Below are 19,492 nucleotides of genomic sequence, written 5' to 3'. Positions count from 1 at the left end.
CGGGGTGGGGTGCCGTCTCGCTGAGTGGTCGTCGGCACCCCGGCCACGATCGGCCCGGCGCCGACAGGGCACTAATCGGTTTCCGGCCGGGCAGGCGGAAGTGGCAGGATCGCACCACGGCCCACCCGGCCCACCGTCACCGTCGATACCACCAGCTCGTCGATCAAGGAGTCACGTCCGTGCCCGGAGAGAACCTCACCCGCGTCGAGGCCCAGGAGCGCGCCGCGCTGCTGAGCGTGTCCAGCTACGAGGTCGCGATCGACCTCACCCGCGGCGCCGAGGTGTTCGGCTCCGCGACCACGGTCCGCTTCGCCGCCACCGCGGGCGCATCCACGTTCATCGACCTCATCGCGCCCGTGGTGCACGAGGTCGTGCTCAACGGGGTCGCGCTGGACCCGGCGGAGGTGTTCGCCGACTCCCGGATCACCCTGACCGGCCTGGCCGCCGAGAACGAGCTGAGGGTCGTCGCCGACGGCGCGTACATGAACACCGGCGAGGGCCTGCACCGGTTCGTCGACCCCGTCGACGATGAGGTCTACCTGTACACACAGTTCGAGGTCGCCGACACCCGGCGCATGTTCGCCGTGTTCGAGCAGCCCGACCTGAAGGCGACGTTCCAGTTCACGGTGACTGCGCCGTCGGGCTGGCAGGTGGTCTCCAACTCGCCGACCCCCGCCGCCACGGGTGACGGCGCGAGCGCCACGTGGGCGTTCGCCCCGACCGGGGTGCTGCCGTGCTACGTCACCGCCCTGGTGGCCGGCCCCTACCACCGGGTCGACGGCGAACTCACGTCGAGCGACGGCCGCACCATCCCGCTCGGGGTGCTCTGCCGCGCCTCCCTGGCGCAGCACCTGGACGCCGAGAACATCATGGACATCACCCGGGCCGGATTCACGTTCTACGAGAACGCGTTCGAGGTCCCGTACCCGTTCGAGAAGTACGACCAGCTGTTCGTGCCCGAGTTCAACGCCGGTGCGATGGAGAACGCCGGCGCGGTCACGTTCGTGGAGACGTACGTGTTCCGCTCCAAGGTGCCCGAGGCGACCGTCGAGCGGCGCGCGGTGACGATCCTGCACGAGCTCGCACACATGTGGTTCGGCGACCTGGTGACCATGCGCTGGTGGAACGACCTGTGGCTGAACGAGTCCTTCGCCGAGTACGCCTCGACGCTCGCCACTGCCGAGGCGACCCGGTGGACGCAGGCATGGACGACGTTCTCCTCGCTGGAGAAGTCCTGGGCGTACCGGCAGGACCAGTTGCCGTCCACGCACCCGATCGTCGCGGAGATCAACGACCTCGAGGACGTCGAGGTGAACTTCGACGGCATCACCTACGCCAAGGGTGCCTCGGTGCTGAAGCAGCTCGTGGCGTGGGTGGGCCAGGACGACTTCCTGGCCGGGGTCCGGGAGTACTTCCGCAAGCACGCCCGGTCCAACACCGAGTTGAAGGACCTGCTCACCGAGCTCGAGGCCACCAGCGGCCGGGACCTGACCGCCTGGTCGAAGCTGTGGCTCGAGGAGGCCGGCGTGACGCTGCTGCGGCCCGAGCTCGAGGTGGACTCCCAGGGCCGGATCACCTCGTTCGTGATCACCCAGGAGGCGCCGGAGACGAACCCGGTGCTCCGACCGCACCGGATCGCCGTCGGCGGCTACGACGTCGACGCCACCGGCGCCCTGGTGCGCACCCATCGCGTCGAGCTCGACATCGACGGCGCGGCGACGCCGGTGCCGGGATTCGTGGGCATCGACCGACCGCAGTTGATCCTGGTCAACGACGACGACCTCGCCTATGCCAAGGTGCGCCTCGACGAGGCCTCCCTGGCCACCGCCGTCGAGCACCTGCGCGACTTCACCGACTCTCTGCCGCGCAGCCTGGTGCTCGCGGCCGCCTGGGACATGACCCGGGACGGCGAGTGGCCGGCGAGCCGGTTCATCGACCTGGTCACCGCGAACATCGGCGCCGAGACGGACTCGACCGTGGTGCTCGTGCTGCTTCGCCAGCTCGCCACGAGCATCGAGTACTACACCGACCCGGCCGAGCGTGAGCAGGTCGCATCGGACGCCGCGGACGCGCTCTGGGAGCTCGCCGTGGCAGCCGAGACCGGGTCCGACTCGCAGCTGCAGTTCGTCAAGGCATTCGCGAGCCGGGCCACCACCGGCGCCCAGATCGAGACCCTGCGCGGTCTGCTCGCCGGCGACGTCAGCCTGGACGGGCTGGCCATCGATACCGACCTGCGCTGGAGCCTTCTGACCGGGCTGACCGCCGGTGGCGCCGCGCGCGAGGCCGAGATCGCGGCCGAGCTCGAGCGGGACTCGACCGCCGCCGGCCAGCGGGCCGCGGCGGCGGCCCGGGCGGCGATCCCGACGGCGCAGGCCAAGGAGGCTGCCTGGGCTGCGGTCGTCGACGGCGACGAGTTGCCGAACGCCGTGCAGGCGGCGGTCATCGAGGGCTTCGGTCGGGCCCGCGACCGGGCTCTGGTGGCCCCGTTCTCCGACCGTTACTTCGACAGCCTCGAGAGGGTCTGGGCCGAGCGCACGAACGAGATCGCGCAGAACATCGTGGTCGGGCTGTACCCGGCGCAGTTGGCGGACATCGATACCTCCACCGGCGTCGACGTGCTCGCCCGCACCGATGAGTTCCTCGCCCAGCTGGGCGAGCGCACCCCCTCTTTGCGCCGCCTGGTGGTGGAGTCCCGGGACGCGGTGCGCCGCGCCCTGGCGGCCCAGGCGGTGGACCGCGCCGCTCGCTGAGGCGGGTCCCCGGTAGGTCGATGAACGGTTCATCCCAGTTGCGCGGCCCGGATCTCTCGCATCTCGGCACGCCGATCGCGCCGATGACCCGCATGCACGGCGGGTTCGCCAACCGGATGTATCGGCTGGACACCGACAAAGGGTCCTTCGCGGTGAAGGAGCTCAACCTCGTGGACCGCCGCCGGGCCTATCGGGCCGGCGATGTGTTCAGGTTCGAACAGGCTGCCTTCGCCGCCGGCATCCCGATGCCGGAGCCGATCTCGGCGAGCCACCAGGTGCTCATCCACCGGTGGGTCGATGGACGCTCGATGCCCGAGGCACCGGTGTCGGCGCCGTACGCGTTCGAGATCGGTGAGATCCTCGCGCGCATCCACTCGTTGGGCGTCGAGTGGACCGACCGGTCGGTCGAGGGCCCGTCGGCGCGAGACTGGCCGGACCTCGCCGAGCGGGCTGCGGCGACCGGACAACCGTGGGCCGACGAACTCGCCTCGCACGTCGAGACGTTCCTCGCCATCGCCCACTTCGTCGACACCTGCGAACGGCCGGGCCCCGTCGTACTGACCCATAGGGACATCCAGCCGTGGAACCTGCTCTCCCGAGGCGGCCGGCCGGTGGTGCTCGACTGGGAGCTCTCCGGAATGCTCGACCTGGCCGGTGAGCTGGGCTCGACCGCGCTGGGCCTCTCGAAGGGGCCCGGCTTCGACGACATCGAGCCCACCATCTTCCGCTCGGTCCTCGACGGCTATGTCGCAGGGGGCGGCGCGCTGCCACCGTCGGGTCCGAGCTGGTTCGTGTTCACGATCGGCGGCTGGCTGGGACACACGAGGTGGAACATCATCCGTTGTCTCGCCGACGTCGAGGCGAGCACCGGCCCTGACCTCGCCCTGTCGCACGAGGTCGTCCGCGACGGTGTGCGGGGCCTGCCCGACATGTTCCGCCGACTTCCGGAGTTCGAGGCGCTGCTCGGGTGAGCGTGACGCGTGGATGCGTGGGGGGATCTGTCGCATAGTTGGGGGGCACGAAAGCCACCCGCCCGCGAGGAGAAGGAACCGTCATCGTGACTCGCCACCGCCCGTTCGCACAGGTCAACGTCTTCTCGGCCGACCCCTATCTGGGCAACCCCCTGGCCGTCATCCACGACGCCGACGACCTCGACACCGAACAGATGCAGCGCATCGCCAGGTGGACCAACCTGTCCGAGACCGTGTTCCTGCTCACTCCCACGTCCGCGGGCGCCGACTACCGGGTGCGCATCTTCACCCCCGGCGGAGAACTGCCGTTCGCCGGCCACCCGACGCTGGGCTCCGCGCACGCCTGGCTCGAGCACGGCGGAGCGCCCCGTGATCCGCGCGTCGTGGTCCAGGAGTGCGGCGCCGGCCTCGTCGACGTGCGGCGCGACGGTGACCTGCTCGCCTTCGCCGCCCCGCCGACGCTGCGCAGCGGGAACCTCGACGCGGACCACCTGAGCAAGGTCGTGGCCGCATTCGGCATCGACCGCACCCAGGTCGTGGATCACCAGTGGATCGACAACGGCCCCGGCTGGGCCGTGATCCGTCTGTCCACAGCCCAGGAGGTGCTCGACCTCGACCCCGACCTGTCCCTGATCCCGGACGCGATGATCGGCGCGCTCGGTCCATACCCGCCCGGTTCGGAACACGCCTACGAGCTGCGCAGCTTCGCTCCCGGTGCGGGCGTGGCCGAGGACCCGGTGTGCGGGTCGATGAACGCCTCCGTCGGCCAGTGGCTCGTCCGCACCGGCGAGAGGGTCGACGGCTACCGCGTCTCCCAGGGTCGAAGGCTCGACCGCGCCGGTGACATCACCGTCACCGTCGACGCGCATCGGGCCGTGTGGGTCGGCGGCCAGACACAGACGCTGTTCCGCGGTACCGCGCTGGCCTGACGGTCGGGCGGCGTTCGTCCAGCCGTGCGGGCACCGGAGCGCGTGGCGCCCACCTCAGACAGGTGCCCGCAGCTCCTCGTCCCCGAGATGGCGCCGGAAGAAGTCGACCATGACCGGCGCGTACTGGCGGAAGGGCGGGCACGTGAGTCCGTTGCGGGTCAGGTGCCGGCTGGCCTCGGTCGTGTCGTAGCGCACCGGGTGATGGAGGAACACGAGGGACTCGAACGGGGTCCCACCGACGTACCTGCGCACCGGTGGGAGCGAGAGGAGCGGGCGCAGGAGGGCGTCGGGGACGGCAGGCCCGCGCGGGTCCTTGCCGATCAGGGTGCGGGAGAGGACGCGCACGAACTCCGCCGTGGTCAACGGGTCCGGATCGGCCAGGTGCAGAGTGGCCCCGACGGTCTCCGGATCGCCCGAGCACGCGGCGATCGCGTCGACGACGAAGTCGACCGGCACGGCGTTGAACGTGGCTTCCTCGCTGCCCATCGCCCCGACCGTCAGGCCGAACCGGTTCATCCGGTGGATGAACCACGGGATGAAGTACGGGCCGTCGAACCGCTGGGTCTGGCCGGTGCGTGAGTCACCGACGACGATGCCGGGCCGGTAGATCGTGGTCGGCACCCGAGGCATAGCGTCCCGGACGAGCGCCTCCGCGGCGAACTTCGTGGCCTCGTAGTGGTTCTTGAACCCTTGGCCCTCGTCCAGCTCGGACTCCAGGACCACACCGGTGCGCTCGCCACCGACGTAGCAGGTGGAGACGTAGTGGAGGCGCTCCAGCCGGGCGCTGGCACGGCAGAGGTCGAGGATGTGCCTGGTGCCCTCGACGTTGACCAGGGTGGCGAGCGCCTCGGAGACGGCGAGGTCGTAGACCGCGGCCAGGTGGTAGACCCGCGTCACGGTCGCGGCCAGGTCGACGTAGGTGGCCTCGTCGAGCCCGAGCCGAGGCTCGGTGATGTCGCCCTCGAGCACCCGGACCCGGCCGCCGAACTCCCGTGCCGCGGCCCGGGCTCGGTCGAGCATCCGTGGCTCAACCAGTGCGTCGACCGCGACGTCGTCATCGTCGAGCAGCGCCCGGACGAGCCGGGTTCCGATGAAGCCCGGGAACCCCGTGAGCAGGGACCGCACGACGCGTCAGGCCCAGTCGAAGAGCGGGTCCCCGGCGTCGAGCACGTCGCCGAGCTCCACGCGCTCGGTGAGGCTCGCGGCCCGGGTGTCCAGGGCGATCACCGGGCAGACCGGGCTGCGGCCGCCGTCGACGACGGCCTGCGGCGACCAGGTGATCACGAGCTGTCCCGCGACCAGGTCCGCGCCCTCGGCCACGTGCACCGTGAACCCGTCGCCGGCGAGCTGGATGGTGTCGATCCCCAGGTGCACCAGCACGGCGTGACCGTTGCCGTCCGCGACCACGAACGCGTGCGGGTGCACCTTGACGAGGGTTCCGCCGATCGGCGCGATCACCTCGACCTCGCCCTCACGGTGCGGGTCGATCGCGACCCCGGGGCCGACGATCGCATCGGCGAACACCGGGTCGGGCACCTCGGCCAGCGGGACCGAGCGACCCGGAAGCGGCGCCAGGACCGTGACGACGCCGACGGCGGGCGTGGCCGGCTGGTTCGCGTCCGTCGCTGCCATCGCTAGGCCTGCTCGCGCAGTTCCTGCGTCAGGGCGGCCACCAGTGAGGCGAAGCGGGCGTTACCGGCGAGGTCCTCGACCAACACGACCTTCTCCCCGCCGTCGGCAAGGGGCACCTTCCAGTTCGGGTACTCGGTGTCGGTGCCGGGCTGGTTCTGGGCGCGGCGCTCCCCCACCGCGTCGGCGAGGCCCACCCCGATCAGCACCGACGGCGTCTGTGCGACGTACCGGTGCAGCGCCTCGACGATCTGCCGTTCGGTGGGGTCCTCGGGCAGCAGGAACCGGTGCCGCAGGGCCTCGAGCATCCGTTCCCGTTCGACCTGGGCGGCCAGGCGCACGGTGGCGACCGGTTCGGTCAGCAGCCCGAGCCGGTCCCGCAGGTCGACGTGCTCCTCGGCCAGGTATCCGGCGGTCGGCGGCAGGTCGTGGGTGGTCACTGTCGACAGCACGAGGGAGCGGTACTGCTCCGGCGGGAGCGGTCGGTCGTTCTCGCGCTCGAACCAGAGGACGGAGGTGCCGAGGATGCCCCGGTCGCTCAGGTAGTCCCGGACCCAGGGCTCCACGGTGCCGAGGTCCTCACCGATGACGATCGCGCCGGCCCGGTGCGCCTCGAGCGCGAGCACCCCGATCGTCGCCTCGTGGTCGTAGCGCACGTACGTGCCCTGGGCCGCGCCGGCGCCCTGCGGGATCCACCACAGTCGGAACAGTCCGATGATGTGGTCGACCCGGAGCGCGCCCGCGTGCCGCAGCACCGTGCGCACCATGTCCCGGACCGGCGCGTACCCCTGCTGGGCGAGCACGTCGGGGCGCAGCGGCGGCTGGGACCAGTCCTGACCCTGCTGGTTGTACATGTCCGGCGGCGCCCCGACGCTGATCCCGCGGGCGAGCACCTCGCGTAGGGACCACGCGTCGGCACCCTCCGGGTGTACGCCGACGGCCAGGTCATGCATCACCCCGATCCGCATGCCGGATGCCAGCGCGGTCTCCTGCGCGCGCTTCAGCTGGGAGTCGGCGATCCACTGCAGCCAGCAGTGGAAGTCCACCCGCTGCGCCAGTTCCCGGCGCAGCGCGAGAGTTCGCGCCGGGCTGCTCTGCTCCACCGAGAGCGGCCAGTTGGACGCGTCATACTTCTCCTGCACGGCGCACCAGAGCGCGAAGTCCTCCAGTCCTTGGCCCTGATCGGTACGGAACCGCTCGAACGCGCGCTGCCGGGACCGGGACCGGCCCGAGGTGTAGATGGTCTCAAGGGCGGGCTTCTTCACGTCCCAGACGGCGTCCCGGTCCAGCGGGCCGGGTTCGGTGTTCGTGCCCTGGATCTCCTCGATGCCCCACTCCAGCAGGGTGCGCTGGGAGGTGGGCAGGTAGCCCACCTCGGGGATGTCCTCGGGGCGGATGTAGATCGGGTTGACGAACCGGCGGGTGGCCGGCAGGTACGGCGACGGCGTCATCGGTGTGCTCGGCTCGGCGGCGTGCAGCGGGTTGATGAGCAGGAAGTCGGCGCCCAGCTCCCCGCTCAGGGACGTCAGCTCGGTGAGGTCGGCGAGGTCCCCGATCCCCCACGACCGCTGCGAGCGGACCGAGTACAGCTGCGCCATCAGCCCCCAGGCGCGATGACCGAGATCATCGCGCAGCTGCGGAATCTCGAGCACGGCGGGAGTGACCGCGAGGACGGCACCCACCTCGCTGCCGCCGGAGCCGACGGTCGCGACCAGCGTGTGCCACCCGAGCGGCAGGTCGATCGGCAGCAGGAACGTGGCGCGCCCGATCGAGCGGCCGTCCACGAGCCGCGGTTCGACCCAGTCGTCGACCTGCTCCAGGGCGCGGGAGCCGCCGTCCTCCAGGTCCACCCGCAGATGCACCGTCTCGCCGTCGGGGACGTGGACCGGCACGCGGGACTCGATCCCCGCCGTCACCACCACACTCGGCGGCAGCACGCGGCGCCAGGGCGCGAGGTCGCACGCGGCAAGGGAGCGCTCGACCTCGCGCGGACTGCCGGCCGGCACGTCCATCGCGGCGAGAACCGCGGTGATGGTGCCGGCGCTCACCGCACGGTGGTTCCCGTGGTAGTCCCAGAACTCGGTGGCGACGCCATGCGCGGCCGCGAGAGCCCGCAGGCTGTCACTGAGGACGTCACTCTTGTCCTGATCGTTCACGTGAGGTTCCAGGCTCCTGAGTCAGTGCGAGATGGTGGCGGGACGACTCCTGCCCTGATCTTGCCAGAGCGCACGGCAATAGTCCGCGTGGCAACGCCCGGGGACCCGCGTGCTCGGCCACTCGGGCACCCGTGGTTAGGCTGGCAGCCGTGAACATCGCCGCGCCCGACGTCGTCGCCGCGCTGACCGGTGCCCCGCTGACGGTCCTGATCATCATCGTGATCGCCAGCCTGACCACGGTCCTCGTGCGCTTCCTGATCTCCCGGACCATACGCGGGCTGATCGCCACCGAGGCGAAGGGTCTGCTGCGGACGCCCGAGAAGTTCGGCGTGGCCCCGAACCCGCGCCGCAAGCAGCGCCTCGAGACCCTCCGGACGGTGCTCGTCTCGACGACCACCGCGCTCATCGGGAGCGTCGCGGTGCTGATGATCCTGACCACCCTCGGGGTCGACGTGGCACCCCTGATCGCCTCCGCCGGGGTGGTCGGCATCGCCATCGCCTTCGGGGCACAAGCCCTCGTCAGGGACGTGATCACGGGCGGCTTCATGCTCATCGAGGACCAGTACGGCGTGGGCGACCGCGTGGAACTCGGCACCGGCGGCGGGATCCTCGCCTCCGGTGTGGTCGAGGAGGTGGGCCTGCGGGTCACCCTCATCCGCGACGACGACGGCCGCCGTTGGTACGTCCGAAACGGCGAGATCCTGAGGGTCGCCAACCTGACGCAGGGCTGGGCCTTCGCGGTGGTGGAGCTCCGGGTCGCGCGCACCACCGACCTCACCCTGGTGCGGACCACCCTGAGCGAACTCACCACACAGATGCGCAACGAGAACCTCTACGCGGACGTCGTCAGTCACCTCGAGCCGGAGTGCCTGATCAACGAGGTCACCGCCGACCTGGTCGCGCTCACCTGGCGGGTGCGAGTCAGCGCCGACCACGACCAGTCGGTCGCGAGCGAACTGCGCCACCGGATCGCCGTGGCGTTCGCCGAGCGCGGCATCGAACTCGCCCCGTGAGGCGCCTTCGCCGGGCCGGGGCGTGGGCCTCAGCTGCCGGGGCGAAGCCCTTCGATGTCGGCAGCGAGGTCGTCCGCCTCCGGGCCGACGACCACCTGCACGACGCGGCCGGAACGGACCACACCGAACGCACCGTGGGTGCGCAGGTCCTCCTCGTTCACGAGCGCCGGGTCATTCACCTCGACCCGGAGTCTGGTGATGCACGGCTCCAGGTCGACAACGTTCGCGTCGCCTCCCAGTGCGGCGAGAATGTCCTCGGCCTTGCTCACTTCTTCTCCCAACAAGCATCGTCCTGTGATGAATGACACTCTACAACCGGTGCCCGCCCCCCAGCGCGCTGGCCACAATATGACGAACCCCGTGCGACGGAAGGCGGACCACCGTGAGTAACGTCGAGATGGACAGCGCCGAGGCCGCCGGGGGCAGCACGCTCCAGGGCGTCGGGGTCTCCCCCGGACGGGCCGCCGGGCCCACTGTTCGCCTCGCCGCCGGGGTGCCGGAACCGCCGTTGCGGCGCTCCCCGGCCGCCCCCGAGGAGTCGGAGGCGGCCCTCACGACCGCCGCGGACGCCGTCGCCATCGAGCTCAGGGCCCGGGCGGAGACCGTGACCGGCACCGCCAAGGAGGTGCTGGAGACGACCGCCCAGATCGCCACCGACCCCACGCTGATCAAGGACGCCCGGCAGCGCATCACGACCGAGCGGGTCAGCCCCGAGCGAGCACTGTGGGAGGCGGCCGCCGCCGTCGCTGCCCAGTTCGAGGAGCTCGGCGGGTACTTCGCGGAACGGGTCCGGGACGTCCACGACGTGAGGGACCGGATCGTCGCCCGGCTCACCGGGGTCCCGACGCCGGGGGTGCCGGCCCGCACCGAGCCGTTCATCCTGGTGGCGCAGGACCTCGCGCCCGCCGATACCGCGCAACTCGACCCCGCCGTGGTCCGCGGCCTGATCACCGCCGAGGGCGGGCCCACCTCCCACACCGCGATCCTCGCCCGGGCACTCGGCATCCCGGCCGTCGTCGGTCTCGGGGAGGCCGCCGCGCAGATCGTCGAGGGTGCCGTGATCGTGGTCGACGGCGGATCGGGCGCCGTTGTCCTCGCGCCCACCTCCGAGGAGGTCGCCCAGGCGAGTGAGCAGCACGAGGCCCGCACCTTCTCCGGGCGGGGTGCCACCAGCGACGGGCACCGCGTGGAACTGCTCGCGAACGTGGGCGAGGTGGCTCAGGCCGAGCCCGCGGCGGCGGCGGGCGCCGAGGGTGTCGGACTGTTCCGCACGGAGTTCTGTTTCCTGGACCGGGACACGGAGCCGAGCATCGACGAGCAGGTCGAGGCCTACGGCACCGTGCTTGCCGCGTTCGCCGGCAAGAAGGTGGTGGTGCGCACGCTCGACGCCGGTGCGGACAAGCCGATGCCGTTCCTGAACCCCACGGACGAGACGAACCCGGCGCTCGGGGTCCGCGGGTTCCGCACCTCCTGGAAGAATCCGGACGTGCTGGAGAACCAGCTCGCCGCGATCGCGACGGCCGCGGCTGCGCACTCCGCCCAGGTGTGGGTGATGGCTCCGATGGTGTCCCGGGTCGGCGAGGCCGAGGAGTTCGTCGCCGCGTGCGCCCGGCACGGCCTCGAGACCGCCGGGGTGATGGTCGAGGTGCCCAGCGCCGCGCTGCTGGCCGGCCCGATCCTGGCCCGAGCCGCGTTCGCGTCCATCGGCACCAACGACCTCACGCAGTACACCCTGGCCGCCGACCGGTTGCTCGGTGCCCTGGCGCCGTTGTCGACCCCGTGGGACCCGGCCGTGCTGTCGCTGATCAGAACCACCTGCGAGGGTGGGCAGGCCCAGTCGCGGCCCGTCGGGGTCTGCGGCGAGGCCGCGGCCGACCCCGCCCTGGCCGCCGTGCTGGTCGGCATGGGCGTGACCAGCCTGTCGATGACCCCACGAGCCCTCGGTGACGTCGCCGCCGTCCTCGCCGCGACGTCCCTCGAGCAGTGCCGCCGCGCAGCCACCCTCGCCCTCGGCACCGACGACGCCGACGCGGCCCGCCTGACCGCCCGCGACGCCCTGCCGGCCCTCGCCGAACTGGGCCTGTGACGGCTGCCACCCACCGCCGTCGGGCAGGCTGCCCGAGCGGGCCGGCGAGCCCGCGAGCATTAGGCTGACCGGGTGAGTACCGCCTCCTCCCCCGCCTCGCCCCAGCCGGCCGGACGCCGCAGCCTCGGTCTGCGCGGCGCCGACGCGCCGCCGGCCCGCCGGCCGGACTCCTTCTACGAGGCGATCGGCGGCGAGCCCACGTTCCGCCGCATCGTGCACCGCTTCTACGAGCAGGTCGCAGTGGACGACATCATGTTCCCGATGTACCCCGAGCCCGAGGACCTCGGCCCCGCGGAGGACCGGCTGCGGATGTTCCTCGAGCAGTACTGGGGTGGCCCGACCACGTACTCGGACACCCGCGGGCACCCGCGGCTACGGATGCGGCACGCGCCCTACCCGGTGACCCCCACGGCCCGCGACCGGTGGCTGAAGCTCATGACCGTCGCGGTCAAGGAGGCCGGTCTGGCCCCGCTGCACGAGGCCACCCTGCTCGACTATCTTGAGCGCGCGGCCTTCTCCCTGGTGAACACCGCAGAGCCCGGGGGGCCGCAGTGACCGAGGAGGTGGAGCCGGCCCGTCCACTCGAGGCCGTGCTGTCCGCACTGGAGCTGGACCAGGTCGACGAGGACACGTTCACGGGCCGGTCCCTGCCGCAGATCCACGGACGGGTCTACGGCGGCCAGGTGCTCGCCCAGGCACTGCTCGCCGCCGGGCGGACCGTGGCGCCCGACCGGCTCCCGCACTCGGTGCACGGCTACTTCCTCCGCCCGGGCGACCTCGACGAGCCGATCACGTTCTCGATCGAGCGGATGCGCGACGGCCGGTCGTTCAGTGCCCGGCGTACCCACGCCATCCAGTTCGGCAAGCCGATCCTGTCCATGATCACCTCCTTCCAGGAACCCCAGCAGGGCCTCGACCACGCCGAGACCATGCCGCAGGTGCCGCAGCCGGAGGAGCTGGCCAGTTCCGTCGAGTTCTTCAACGCGCTCGACCACCCGATCGCGGCGTTCTTCTATCGCAACGGCGCCTTCGACATGAGGCACGTCGACGGCGCCCTGTTCACGAAGCCGGCCGCGGAGCAGACCGACACCCAGTACCTGTGGATGCGCGCACGGGCCGAGGTGCCCGGCAGCCAGCTGCAGCAGCGCGCGATGCTCGCCTACGCGTGCGACCAGGTGATGCTCGAGCCGATCATGCGTCGCCACGGCCTCAGCTGGCGGACCAGGGGCGCGAGCGTGGCGAGTCTCGACCACGCCATGTGGTGGCACCGCGACGTCGACCTGGACGACTGGTTGCTGTACGCGCAGTCCTCGCCGTCCGCCAGCGGTGGGCGTGGCCTCGGTGTCGCGAAGGTCTTCGACCGGTCCGGCCTGCTGGTCGCGACGATCGCCCAGGAGGGCATGCTCCGGATCCCGGAGATCCCGAGCGAATAGGCCGGGTCCGCGCGCTCCCGCATGGGGCGCCCCGGTCACGCCCGCGGCGCCGTGGTGCAGCGGGCCACTGGTCCGCGCCGATCCGGCGAGTTCTCGTCGCGTGGAAACTAGATTGATCTAGTACCCGGCAGCCAATTCACCTTCTCCGTGCGATGCATGGGGTTGACATCCCTACTAGATCGATCTAGTTTCGGTGCGTGCCCGACCAGGGCGCCACGATCTACAGGGAGCCGGTCAGTGACGACCACGTCCACGCTGGAGCAGCACCAGGAGCCGACCACCCGCTGGTGGCACGCACCGTTCCGGATGTTCCAGACCAACCTGCGCGAGACCGATGTCACCTTCGACGTGAAGGCCGTCCTCGACGCCATCGAGGACCACGGCGCCGACACCTGGCTCGTCAACGCCGGCGGCATCCTGTCCTTCTATCCCACCGATCTCGACTTCCAGACGCGCAACCCGCTGCTGGCCCGGCGGCCCGGCGGCGACCTGTTCGGCGACTGCCGCCGGGCCGCCAAGGACCGTGGGATCCGACTCATGGCGCGGATGGACTTCTCCAAGATCGCTCCCCGGATCGCCGACCGCTTCCCGCAGTGGTGCTTCCGGAGCGCGGACGGTGGGCGCCAGATCTACCAGGGTCTGGTGAGCACGTGCCCGAGTGCCGGCTACTACCAGGAGCGAACCCTCGACGTCCTGGACGAGGTGCTCGGCCGCTACGACGTCGATGGCTTCTTCTGCAACTGGTTCGGCTTCAACGAGGTGGACTACGCGGGCACCTACCACGGTGTCTGTCACTGCGACGCGTGCGTGGCGGGGTTCGCGGCCTTCGCCGGTGGTGCGCGGTTGCCGGCGGGTCCGGACGACGCCGAGTACGGGCGCTGGCGTGCCTACGCCCGGGAGACGGTCGCCACCCTGACCGAGCGGATCCGTGATCACATCAAGTCCCGCCGGCCGGAGGCCGCACTGATCCTCGGTGACTCCAGCGACATCGTCTTCCACGAGGCGAACAACGCCATCGGACGTCCGCTCTGGCCGTACGCGACCTCAGCCGCGGTGAGCGCCTCCCGCACCGCCCACGAGCACACCCCGGTCCTGGTGAACTCGGTCGCGTTCGTGGACATGCCCTACCGCATGGCCGCCGAGGAACCCCATCACTTCGCCACCTACTTCGCCCAGACGATCGCGCGCGGCGGAACACCGTCGACCTACATCATGGGCGTGCCCGGGGACATCCCCTACGCCGGGCTCCCCGCGGCCCGGGCGATCACCCGCTTCCACCGTGATCACCAGGACCTCTATGCCGGCATCCGTCCGATCGCGCCGCTCGCCCTGATCCGACCGCCGGCCGCAGGCAGGGAACCCGCCGATGCCGCCGGGGCGACGGAGGAGTTCCACGGTTGGTTCGACGCCCTCGCCGAGGTCCATCTGGCCGCCGACGTGCTTGCCCTGGAGGAGGTCGCGCGGCTCGCCGTGGACGGTTCGCTGGCTCGGTTCGGCGTGCTCGTGCTCCCCGACGTCGGGCCGCTGCCTCCCGGCGTCGCCGAGCTCCTGGACGCATTCGTCCAGGCCGGCGGCACGCTCGTCGCCACCGGCTCGAGCGGCCTGAGCGGCGGCCGGGTGCAGCTGGAGTCGATGCCGGCGACGGCGGAGCTCGCCGTCGTCGGCGACGTCGAGTCGCTGAAGGGCACCTATGTCAGCGCGGGGCTGGAGTCCACCGCCGACAGTGGCGTCTACACGGCTCCCACCGTCCCCATCCTCGGCGCCCGGCGCAGCATGGCCTGGCACTCGGACATCGACCGCTGGCTCACCATCATCGGCCCGGCCCCGTACGGGCCACCGGAGCTGGCCCACGGCCAGCGGACCACCGACCAACCGGGCCTCGCGAGCCGCTCCTACGGGGCCGGCTCCGCCGCCTACCTGCCCTGGACCGCCGGCCGCACCTACGACAGGCTCGGCACCCGCGAGATCCGCGACGTGCTGCTGAGCAGCGTGCCGGGCGCTCGGACCGGGCCCGACGGCGATCCCTGGGGCTGCCTGCGCCTCTGGGCACCAGAGCAGCTCGAACACACCGTGCACCGCGCGGCGGACGGGCGCGTCGTCGTGCACCTGGTCAACCACAGCGGGCTGCGCCGACGGTCCTACGGACCGCCGATCCCGATCACGGGCGTTCGGATCACGCCACCGCGCGGCTTGCACATCGCCGCGGCGACGGCCCTCGTCGCCGGTCAGGACGTGCCCGTGACACCCGCCGGCGAGCTGCTGCTGCCGGCCATCGAGACGTTCGACGTCATCACGATCACAACCAAGGAGAACAGTTGACCGAGCACATCGTCGCCTTCGGATCACTCGATGACCAGGTACGCAGCCGCGCCGAGGCCCTGTTGGCGGGCCGCGGCGTCCTGGAGATCGTGTCGAGTGCCGCCGACGCGGGCCCAGACACCCTCGCACGTGCCACCGCGATCGCGGGCACGCTGCGACCGGGCCAGCTGACGGCCGCGGCGAACACCCGCTGGGTGCACAGCTGGGCCGCGGGAGCGAACGCCGACCTGTCGGAGGAGATGCTCGCCAGCGAGGTGACCCTGACGAGCTCGACCGGGAACGGTGGGATCCCGCTCGCCGAGCACTCCATGCTGCTGATGCTGATGCTCAGCCGGGATGTGCCGCGCTGGCAGCGTGCCCAGGCCGAGCACCGCTGGGACCGGTTCACCCACGGTGAGCTCAACGGCCGCACGGTCGCGATCGTCGGGCTCGGCAACGCGGGCGCGGACCTCGCCGCGAAGGCGAAGGCATTCCACATGCACGTGCTCGGCGTCCGCCGCAGGGTCGACCGCCCCGTGCCCGGCGTGGACGAGCTGTTCGCACCGGAACGGCTCCGCGAGGTACTGGCCCGGGCCGACTTCGTGGTGGTCACGGTGCCACTGACGGCCGACACCAGGGGTCTGTTCGACGAGGCCGCGTTCCGGGCGATGCCCGCTCACGCCTACTTCATCTGCATCTCCCGGGGCGGGATCGCCGACGACACGGCACTCCTGAGGGGATTGCGGGAGGGGTGGATCGCCGGGGCCGGCCTGGACGCACACGGGACCGAGCCACTCCCGCCGGAGAGTCCGTTCTGGGACCTGCCGAACGTCGTCGTGACCCCGCACAACGGGGCGACCACCGGGGCCACCGCCGCACGCGGCGGGGACATCTTCCTCGGCAATCTCGAGCGCTTCCTGGACGGTGCCCCGCTGGCGAACGTCGTCGACAAGGCCGCCGGGTACTGACTCAAGGCCCGCACCGCTACGCCAAAGGAGGCGTTGATGAGCGTGAACACCGCATCACCCCCGGGGACCACCGTCGCCGTCCCCCCGACCGGCGACCTCCCCGAGCGCGGACGCCGCCGGCGCAAGCGCAGGTGGGCCGCCTGGCTGTTCCTGCTGCCTTGGCTGGTCGGGCTCTTCGGGATCACCCTCGGGCCGATGATCGCGTCGCTGTACCTGTCCTTCACCGACTACAACCTGCTCGGCCGGCTGTCGTTCGTCGGCTTCGACAACTACGTCCGGATGTTCACCGACGACCCACGCTTCGTCAGCGCGTGCCTGGTCACCCTGAAGTACGTACTCGTCTCGGTGCCGCTCCAGTTGGCGTTCGCACTCGCGCTCGCGACCCTGCTGAACCGGGGTCTGCGGGGCCTGGCCTTCTACCGCTCGGTCTACTACCTGCCCTCCCTGCTCGGCAGCAGCGTGGCGATCGCGCTGCTCTGGCGTCAGATCTTCGGGGGCTCCGGGCTCGTCAACACGGCGCTCGGTGCTCTTGGGCTGACCGACCTGCCGAACTGGATCGCCACACCCGAATGGGCGCTCGGGACGTTGATCGTGCTGAATGTCTGGACGTTCGGCTCCCCGATGATCATCTTCCTGGCCGGCCTGAGGCAGGTACCACAGGAGCTGTACGACGCGGCCAGCGTCGACGGTGCGAACGCGTGGGGGCGGTTCCGGCGAATCACCATGCCGATGCTCACCCCGGTGATCTTCTTCAATCTGGTGCTGCAGATGATCAATGCCTTCCAGGCATTCACGCAGTCCTACATCATCTCCGGCGGTTCCGGCGGGCCGGTCGACTCCACGCTCTTCTACACCTTGTACCTCTACCAGAAGGCGTTCACCGACTTCGACATGGGCTACGCCTCGGCGATGGCGTGGTTCCTGCTGGTCGTCATCGGCCTGTTCACCGGCGCAGCCTTCTTCACCTCCCGGTACTGGGTCCACTACGACGGGGAATGACATGACTTCGACAACCACGCAACCCGCCGTGGTGCGCGCCCCGGCCCCGAGGCCGCAGCGTCGCCCGTGGCGTCGGATCGTCCTGCACGGCGTCGTCCTGCTCGGCGCCGTCGCCATGGTCTACCCGCTCCTGTGGATGGTGGCGAGCGCCTTCAAACCGGAGTCGGACATCTTCTCCGACCCCGGTCTCCTGCCCGCGACGTTCACGACGGAGAACTTCACGAAGGGCTGGGACGCGCTCGGCATCCCGTTCTCGACGTTCTTCCTGAACTCATTCGTCATCGCGGCGATCTCGGTGCTCGGAAACCTCCTGTCCTGCTCACTGGCCGCCTACGCATTCGCGCGGCTCGACTTCCGGTTCAAGAAGACGCTCTTCGCCGCCATGCTCGCCACGCTGATGCTGCCGTTCCACGTGACCCTCGTGCCCCAGTACATCCTCTTCCAGTCGATCGACTGGACGAACACGTACTTCCCGCTCGTGGTGCCGAAGTTCCTCGCGGTCGACGCGTTCTTCATCTTCCTCATGGTCCAGTTCATGCGGGGGCTGCCGAGGACCCTCGACGACGCCGCGACCGTGGACGGCTGCGGCCCGTTCGGCGTGTTCTGGCGGATCATCCTGCCCCTGATGCGCCCCGCCCTCGCGGTGGCTGCGATCTTCACCTTCATCTGGACCTGGAACGACTTCCTCGGGCCGCTGCTGTACATCTCCGACCGTGAGCTCTACACGGCCCCGATCGCGCTGAACGCCTTCCTGGACTCGACCGGAGCCTCCTCGTGGGGCCCGATGTTCGCGATGTCGATCCTGTCGATCCTGCCGCTCTTCCTCGTGTTCCTGTTCGCCCAGAAGCACCTGATCAACGGCATCGCCACCACCGGGCTGAAGTAACCGGCCCGGCCCGCCACCAGCAACGACGCTCCTGAAGGGAATTCCATGTTGAACCCGTTGAACCCGAACCCACCCCTGTCCCGTCGCTCCTTCCTCGGCACTGCTGCAGCCGGCGCCCTGCTGACCACCGCCGGCTGTGCCGGATTCGGCGGCGGAGGTTCCGGGTCGGAGTCCGACGCCGACGCGAGCCTCACCGTGACCTGGTGGGGCGACGCGAGCCGGACCGAGCTCTATGACGCCGCCCTCGCGCTGTTCGAAGCCGACCATGAGGGCGTCACGACCCGATCCGAGTTCGCCGACCTCGGTCCCTACCTCGAGCGGATGGCGACCGCCGCCGCGGCCGGGAACCTCGCGGACGTCCTCTGGATGCGGGACACGCACGTCGGCCGCTACGGCGCCGGCGGCTCGCTGCTCGACCTCTCCGAGTACCTCGACGACGTGATCGACGTCAGCGCGATCGGTGACGCCGGCGTCGCCAGCGGGACGGTCGGCGACGGCGTGTTCGCGCTGCCGACGCACTACGTCGGCCAGGCGCTCATCACGGCCGAGGACCTGCTGGGCGCTGCCGGCGTCTTCGGCGGCGACATCGCGACCTGGGACGATCTCGCTGCTGCCGCCCGCGAGGTGGCCGACCCCACCACCGGCGTCTTCGGGCTCAACGACCCCACGCTCGATGACACGCACCGGCACCTGGAGGCGTGGATCCGACAGGCCGGCGGCGAACTGTTCACCCCCGAAGGCACGCTCGCGGCCGACCCGGCGGCGATCGAGGAATGGTTCGTCTTCTGGAAGACGCTCCGGGACGAAGGGGTGCTGCCGCCGGCCGACTCCCAGAGCGAGGCCAACGGCGCCGGCTGGTCCGGCGACTTCCTGGTCCTCGGGACCTCCGCGATGCGGCTGTCCAGCACGAACCACTTCACGATCGTCTCCGGACTCACCGAGGCAACGCTCGGGCTGTTCAGCACCCCGTCCTTCGCCGACTCCACCGACGACTGGTGGTTCTTCCCGCCGATCCTGATCAGCGCAGCCGCCAACACCGACTCCCCCGAGGTCGCCGCCGCACTCATCGACTTCTTCATCAACGACACCGCTGCGGCCGATGTCACCCGGCTCAACCAGGGCGCACCGTCCTCCTCCGAGATCCGTGACGGGCTCACTCCCGACCTCGAAGGTGCGGAGACCGCCTTCATCGAACAGATCTCGCGGGAGATGGAGCACCCGGCCCGACCGTTCCCCATCCGGCCGGAGGGATCGGAGCAGTTCAACGGCGCCCTCACCAGGATCGGTGAGGAGATCGCCTACGGCGAGGTCACGGTCACCGAGGCGGTCGCGCGCCTCGTCTCAGACGCCGCCGGCTACCTCACGGCTCAGTGA

Annotated in this window: 16 protein-coding genes; 12 read left to right on the top strand and 4 right to left on the bottom strand. The window is 70.7% G+C overall.

Features of this window, described 5'->3' with window-relative positions; genetic code table 11:
- Positions 1–179 precede the first annotated feature (179 nt).
- The 3 genes from pepN to GKS42_RS08165 all read left to right on the top strand — a co-directional run bounded on the left by pepN (position 180) and on the right by GKS42_RS08165 (position 4,650).
- The gene (pepN, locus tag GKS42_RS08175; protein ID WP_154793373.1) at positions 180–2,750 is read left to right on the top strand and encodes an aminopeptidase N; all 2,571 of its coding nucleotides are present in this window, start codon (positions 180–182) and stop codon (positions 2,748–2,750) included.
- A 20-nt stretch (positions 2,751–2,770) separates the two neighbouring features.
- A complete protein-coding gene (locus GKS42_RS08170; RefSeq protein WP_154793372.1) occupies positions 2,771–3,721 on the top strand; it encodes a phosphotransferase family protein in 951 nt (316 codons plus the stop codon).
- A gap of 86 nt (positions 3,722–3,807) precedes the next feature.
- Positions 3,808–4,650, top strand: coding sequence for a PhzF family phenazine biosynthesis protein (locus tag GKS42_RS08165; protein ID WP_154793371.1), 843 nt, complete (start codon positions 3,808–3,810; stop codon positions 4,648–4,650).
- Between the two features lie 54 nt (positions 4,651–4,704).
- On the opposite strand, the gene GKS42_RS08160 is transcribed toward GKS42_RS08165, so the two are convergent.
- From GKS42_RS08160 to malQ, 3 genes are read right to left on the bottom strand one after another with little or no spacing between them, the layout of a single operon-like run.
- Positions 4,705–5,775, bottom strand: a complete 1,071-nt coding sequence (locus GKS42_RS08160; protein WP_154793370.1) for an SDR family oxidoreductase — start codon at positions 5,773–5,775, stop codon at positions 4,705–4,707.
- A 6-nt stretch (positions 5,776–5,781) separates the two neighbouring features.
- Positions 5,782–6,282, bottom strand: coding sequence for a PTS sugar transporter subunit IIA (locus GKS42_RS08155; RefSeq protein WP_154793369.1), 501 nt, complete (start codon positions 6,280–6,282; stop codon positions 5,782–5,784).
- Between the two features lie 2 nt (positions 6,283–6,284).
- The gene (gene malQ / locus GKS42_RS08150) at positions 6,285–8,435 is read right to left on the bottom strand and encodes a 4-alpha-glucanotransferase (protein WP_174791057.1); all 2,151 of its coding nucleotides are present in this window, start codon (positions 8,433–8,435) and stop codon (positions 6,285–6,287) included.
- 149 nt (positions 8,436–8,584) lie between these two features.
- Between malQ and GKS42_RS08145 the strand changes: the two genes are divergently transcribed.
- Entirely contained in the window at positions 8,585–9,448 is an 864-nt protein-coding gene (locus tag GKS42_RS08145; protein ID WP_154793367.1) for a mechanosensitive ion channel family protein, read from the top strand.
- Positions 9,449–9,477: 29 nt separating this feature from the next.
- Here GKS42_RS08145 and GKS42_RS08140 read toward each other — a convergent pair whose 3' ends face one another.
- Positions 9,478–9,717, bottom strand: coding sequence for a PTS sugar transporter subunit IIB (locus GKS42_RS08140; protein WP_154793366.1), 240 nt, complete (start codon positions 9,715–9,717; stop codon positions 9,478–9,480).
- 128 nt (positions 9,718–9,845) lie between these two features.
- Between GKS42_RS08140 and ptsP the strand changes: the two genes are divergently transcribed.
- From ptsP to GKS42_RS08100, 8 genes are all read left to right on the top strand, one after another.
- Entirely contained in the window at positions 9,846–11,534 is a 1,689-nt protein-coding gene (ptsP, locus tag GKS42_RS08135; protein ID WP_154796602.1) for a phosphoenolpyruvate--protein phosphotransferase, read from the top strand.
- Positions 11,535–11,663: 129 nt separating this feature from the next.
- Positions 11,664–12,089 carry a globin gene (locus GKS42_RS08130; RefSeq protein ID WP_154796601.1) on the top strand — a complete coding sequence of 142 codons (426 nt, stop codon included), beginning with the start codon at positions 11,664–11,666 and terminating at the stop codon, positions 12,087–12,089.
- Entirely contained in the window at positions 12,086–12,967 is an 882-nt protein-coding gene (locus GKS42_RS08125) for an acyl-CoA thioesterase (protein ID WP_154793365.1), read from the top strand. The genes GKS42_RS08130 and GKS42_RS08125 overlap by 4 nt, the downstream gene beginning before the upstream one ends.
- A gap of 237 nt (positions 12,968–13,204) precedes the next feature.
- Positions 13,205–15,286 (top strand): alpha-amylase family protein, encoded by a 2,082-nt coding sequence (locus tag GKS42_RS08120; RefSeq protein WP_210769335.1) that lies wholly within the window; start codon positions 13,205–13,207, stop codon positions 15,284–15,286.
- Positions 15,283–16,233 (top strand): D-2-hydroxyacid dehydrogenase, encoded by a 951-nt coding sequence (locus GKS42_RS08115; protein ID WP_210769334.1) that lies wholly within the window; start codon positions 15,283–15,285, stop codon positions 16,231–16,233. Before GKS42_RS08120 ends, GKS42_RS08115 begins: the two co-directional genes overlap by 4 nt.
- 36 nt (positions 16,234–16,269) lie before the next feature.
- On the top strand, positions 16,270–17,232 hold the full coding sequence (locus GKS42_RS08110; RefSeq protein ID WP_154793364.1) for a carbohydrate ABC transporter permease: 963 nt from the start codon (positions 16,270–16,272) through the stop codon (positions 17,230–17,232).
- Position 17,233: 1 nt separating this feature from the next.
- A complete protein-coding gene (locus GKS42_RS08105; RefSeq protein ID WP_154793363.1) occupies positions 17,234–18,118 on the top strand; it encodes a carbohydrate ABC transporter permease in 885 nt (294 codons plus the stop codon).
- 45 nt (positions 18,119–18,163) lie between these two features.
- Positions 18,164–19,492: an ABC transporter substrate-binding protein gene (locus GKS42_RS08100; RefSeq protein ID WP_154793362.1), complete on the top strand. Its 1,329-nt coding sequence runs from the start codon at positions 18,164–18,166 to the stop codon at positions 19,490–19,492.

Origin of the sequence: Occultella kanbiaonis (genome assembly GCF_009708215.1) — a bacterium.
Taxonomy (GTDB): Bacteria; Actinomycetota; Actinomycetes; order Actinomycetales; family Beutenbergiaceae; genus Occultella; species Occultella kanbiaonis.
Note: the sequence above shows the minus strand (reverse complement) of the source record. Positions and strands in the feature narration are given on the sequence as shown.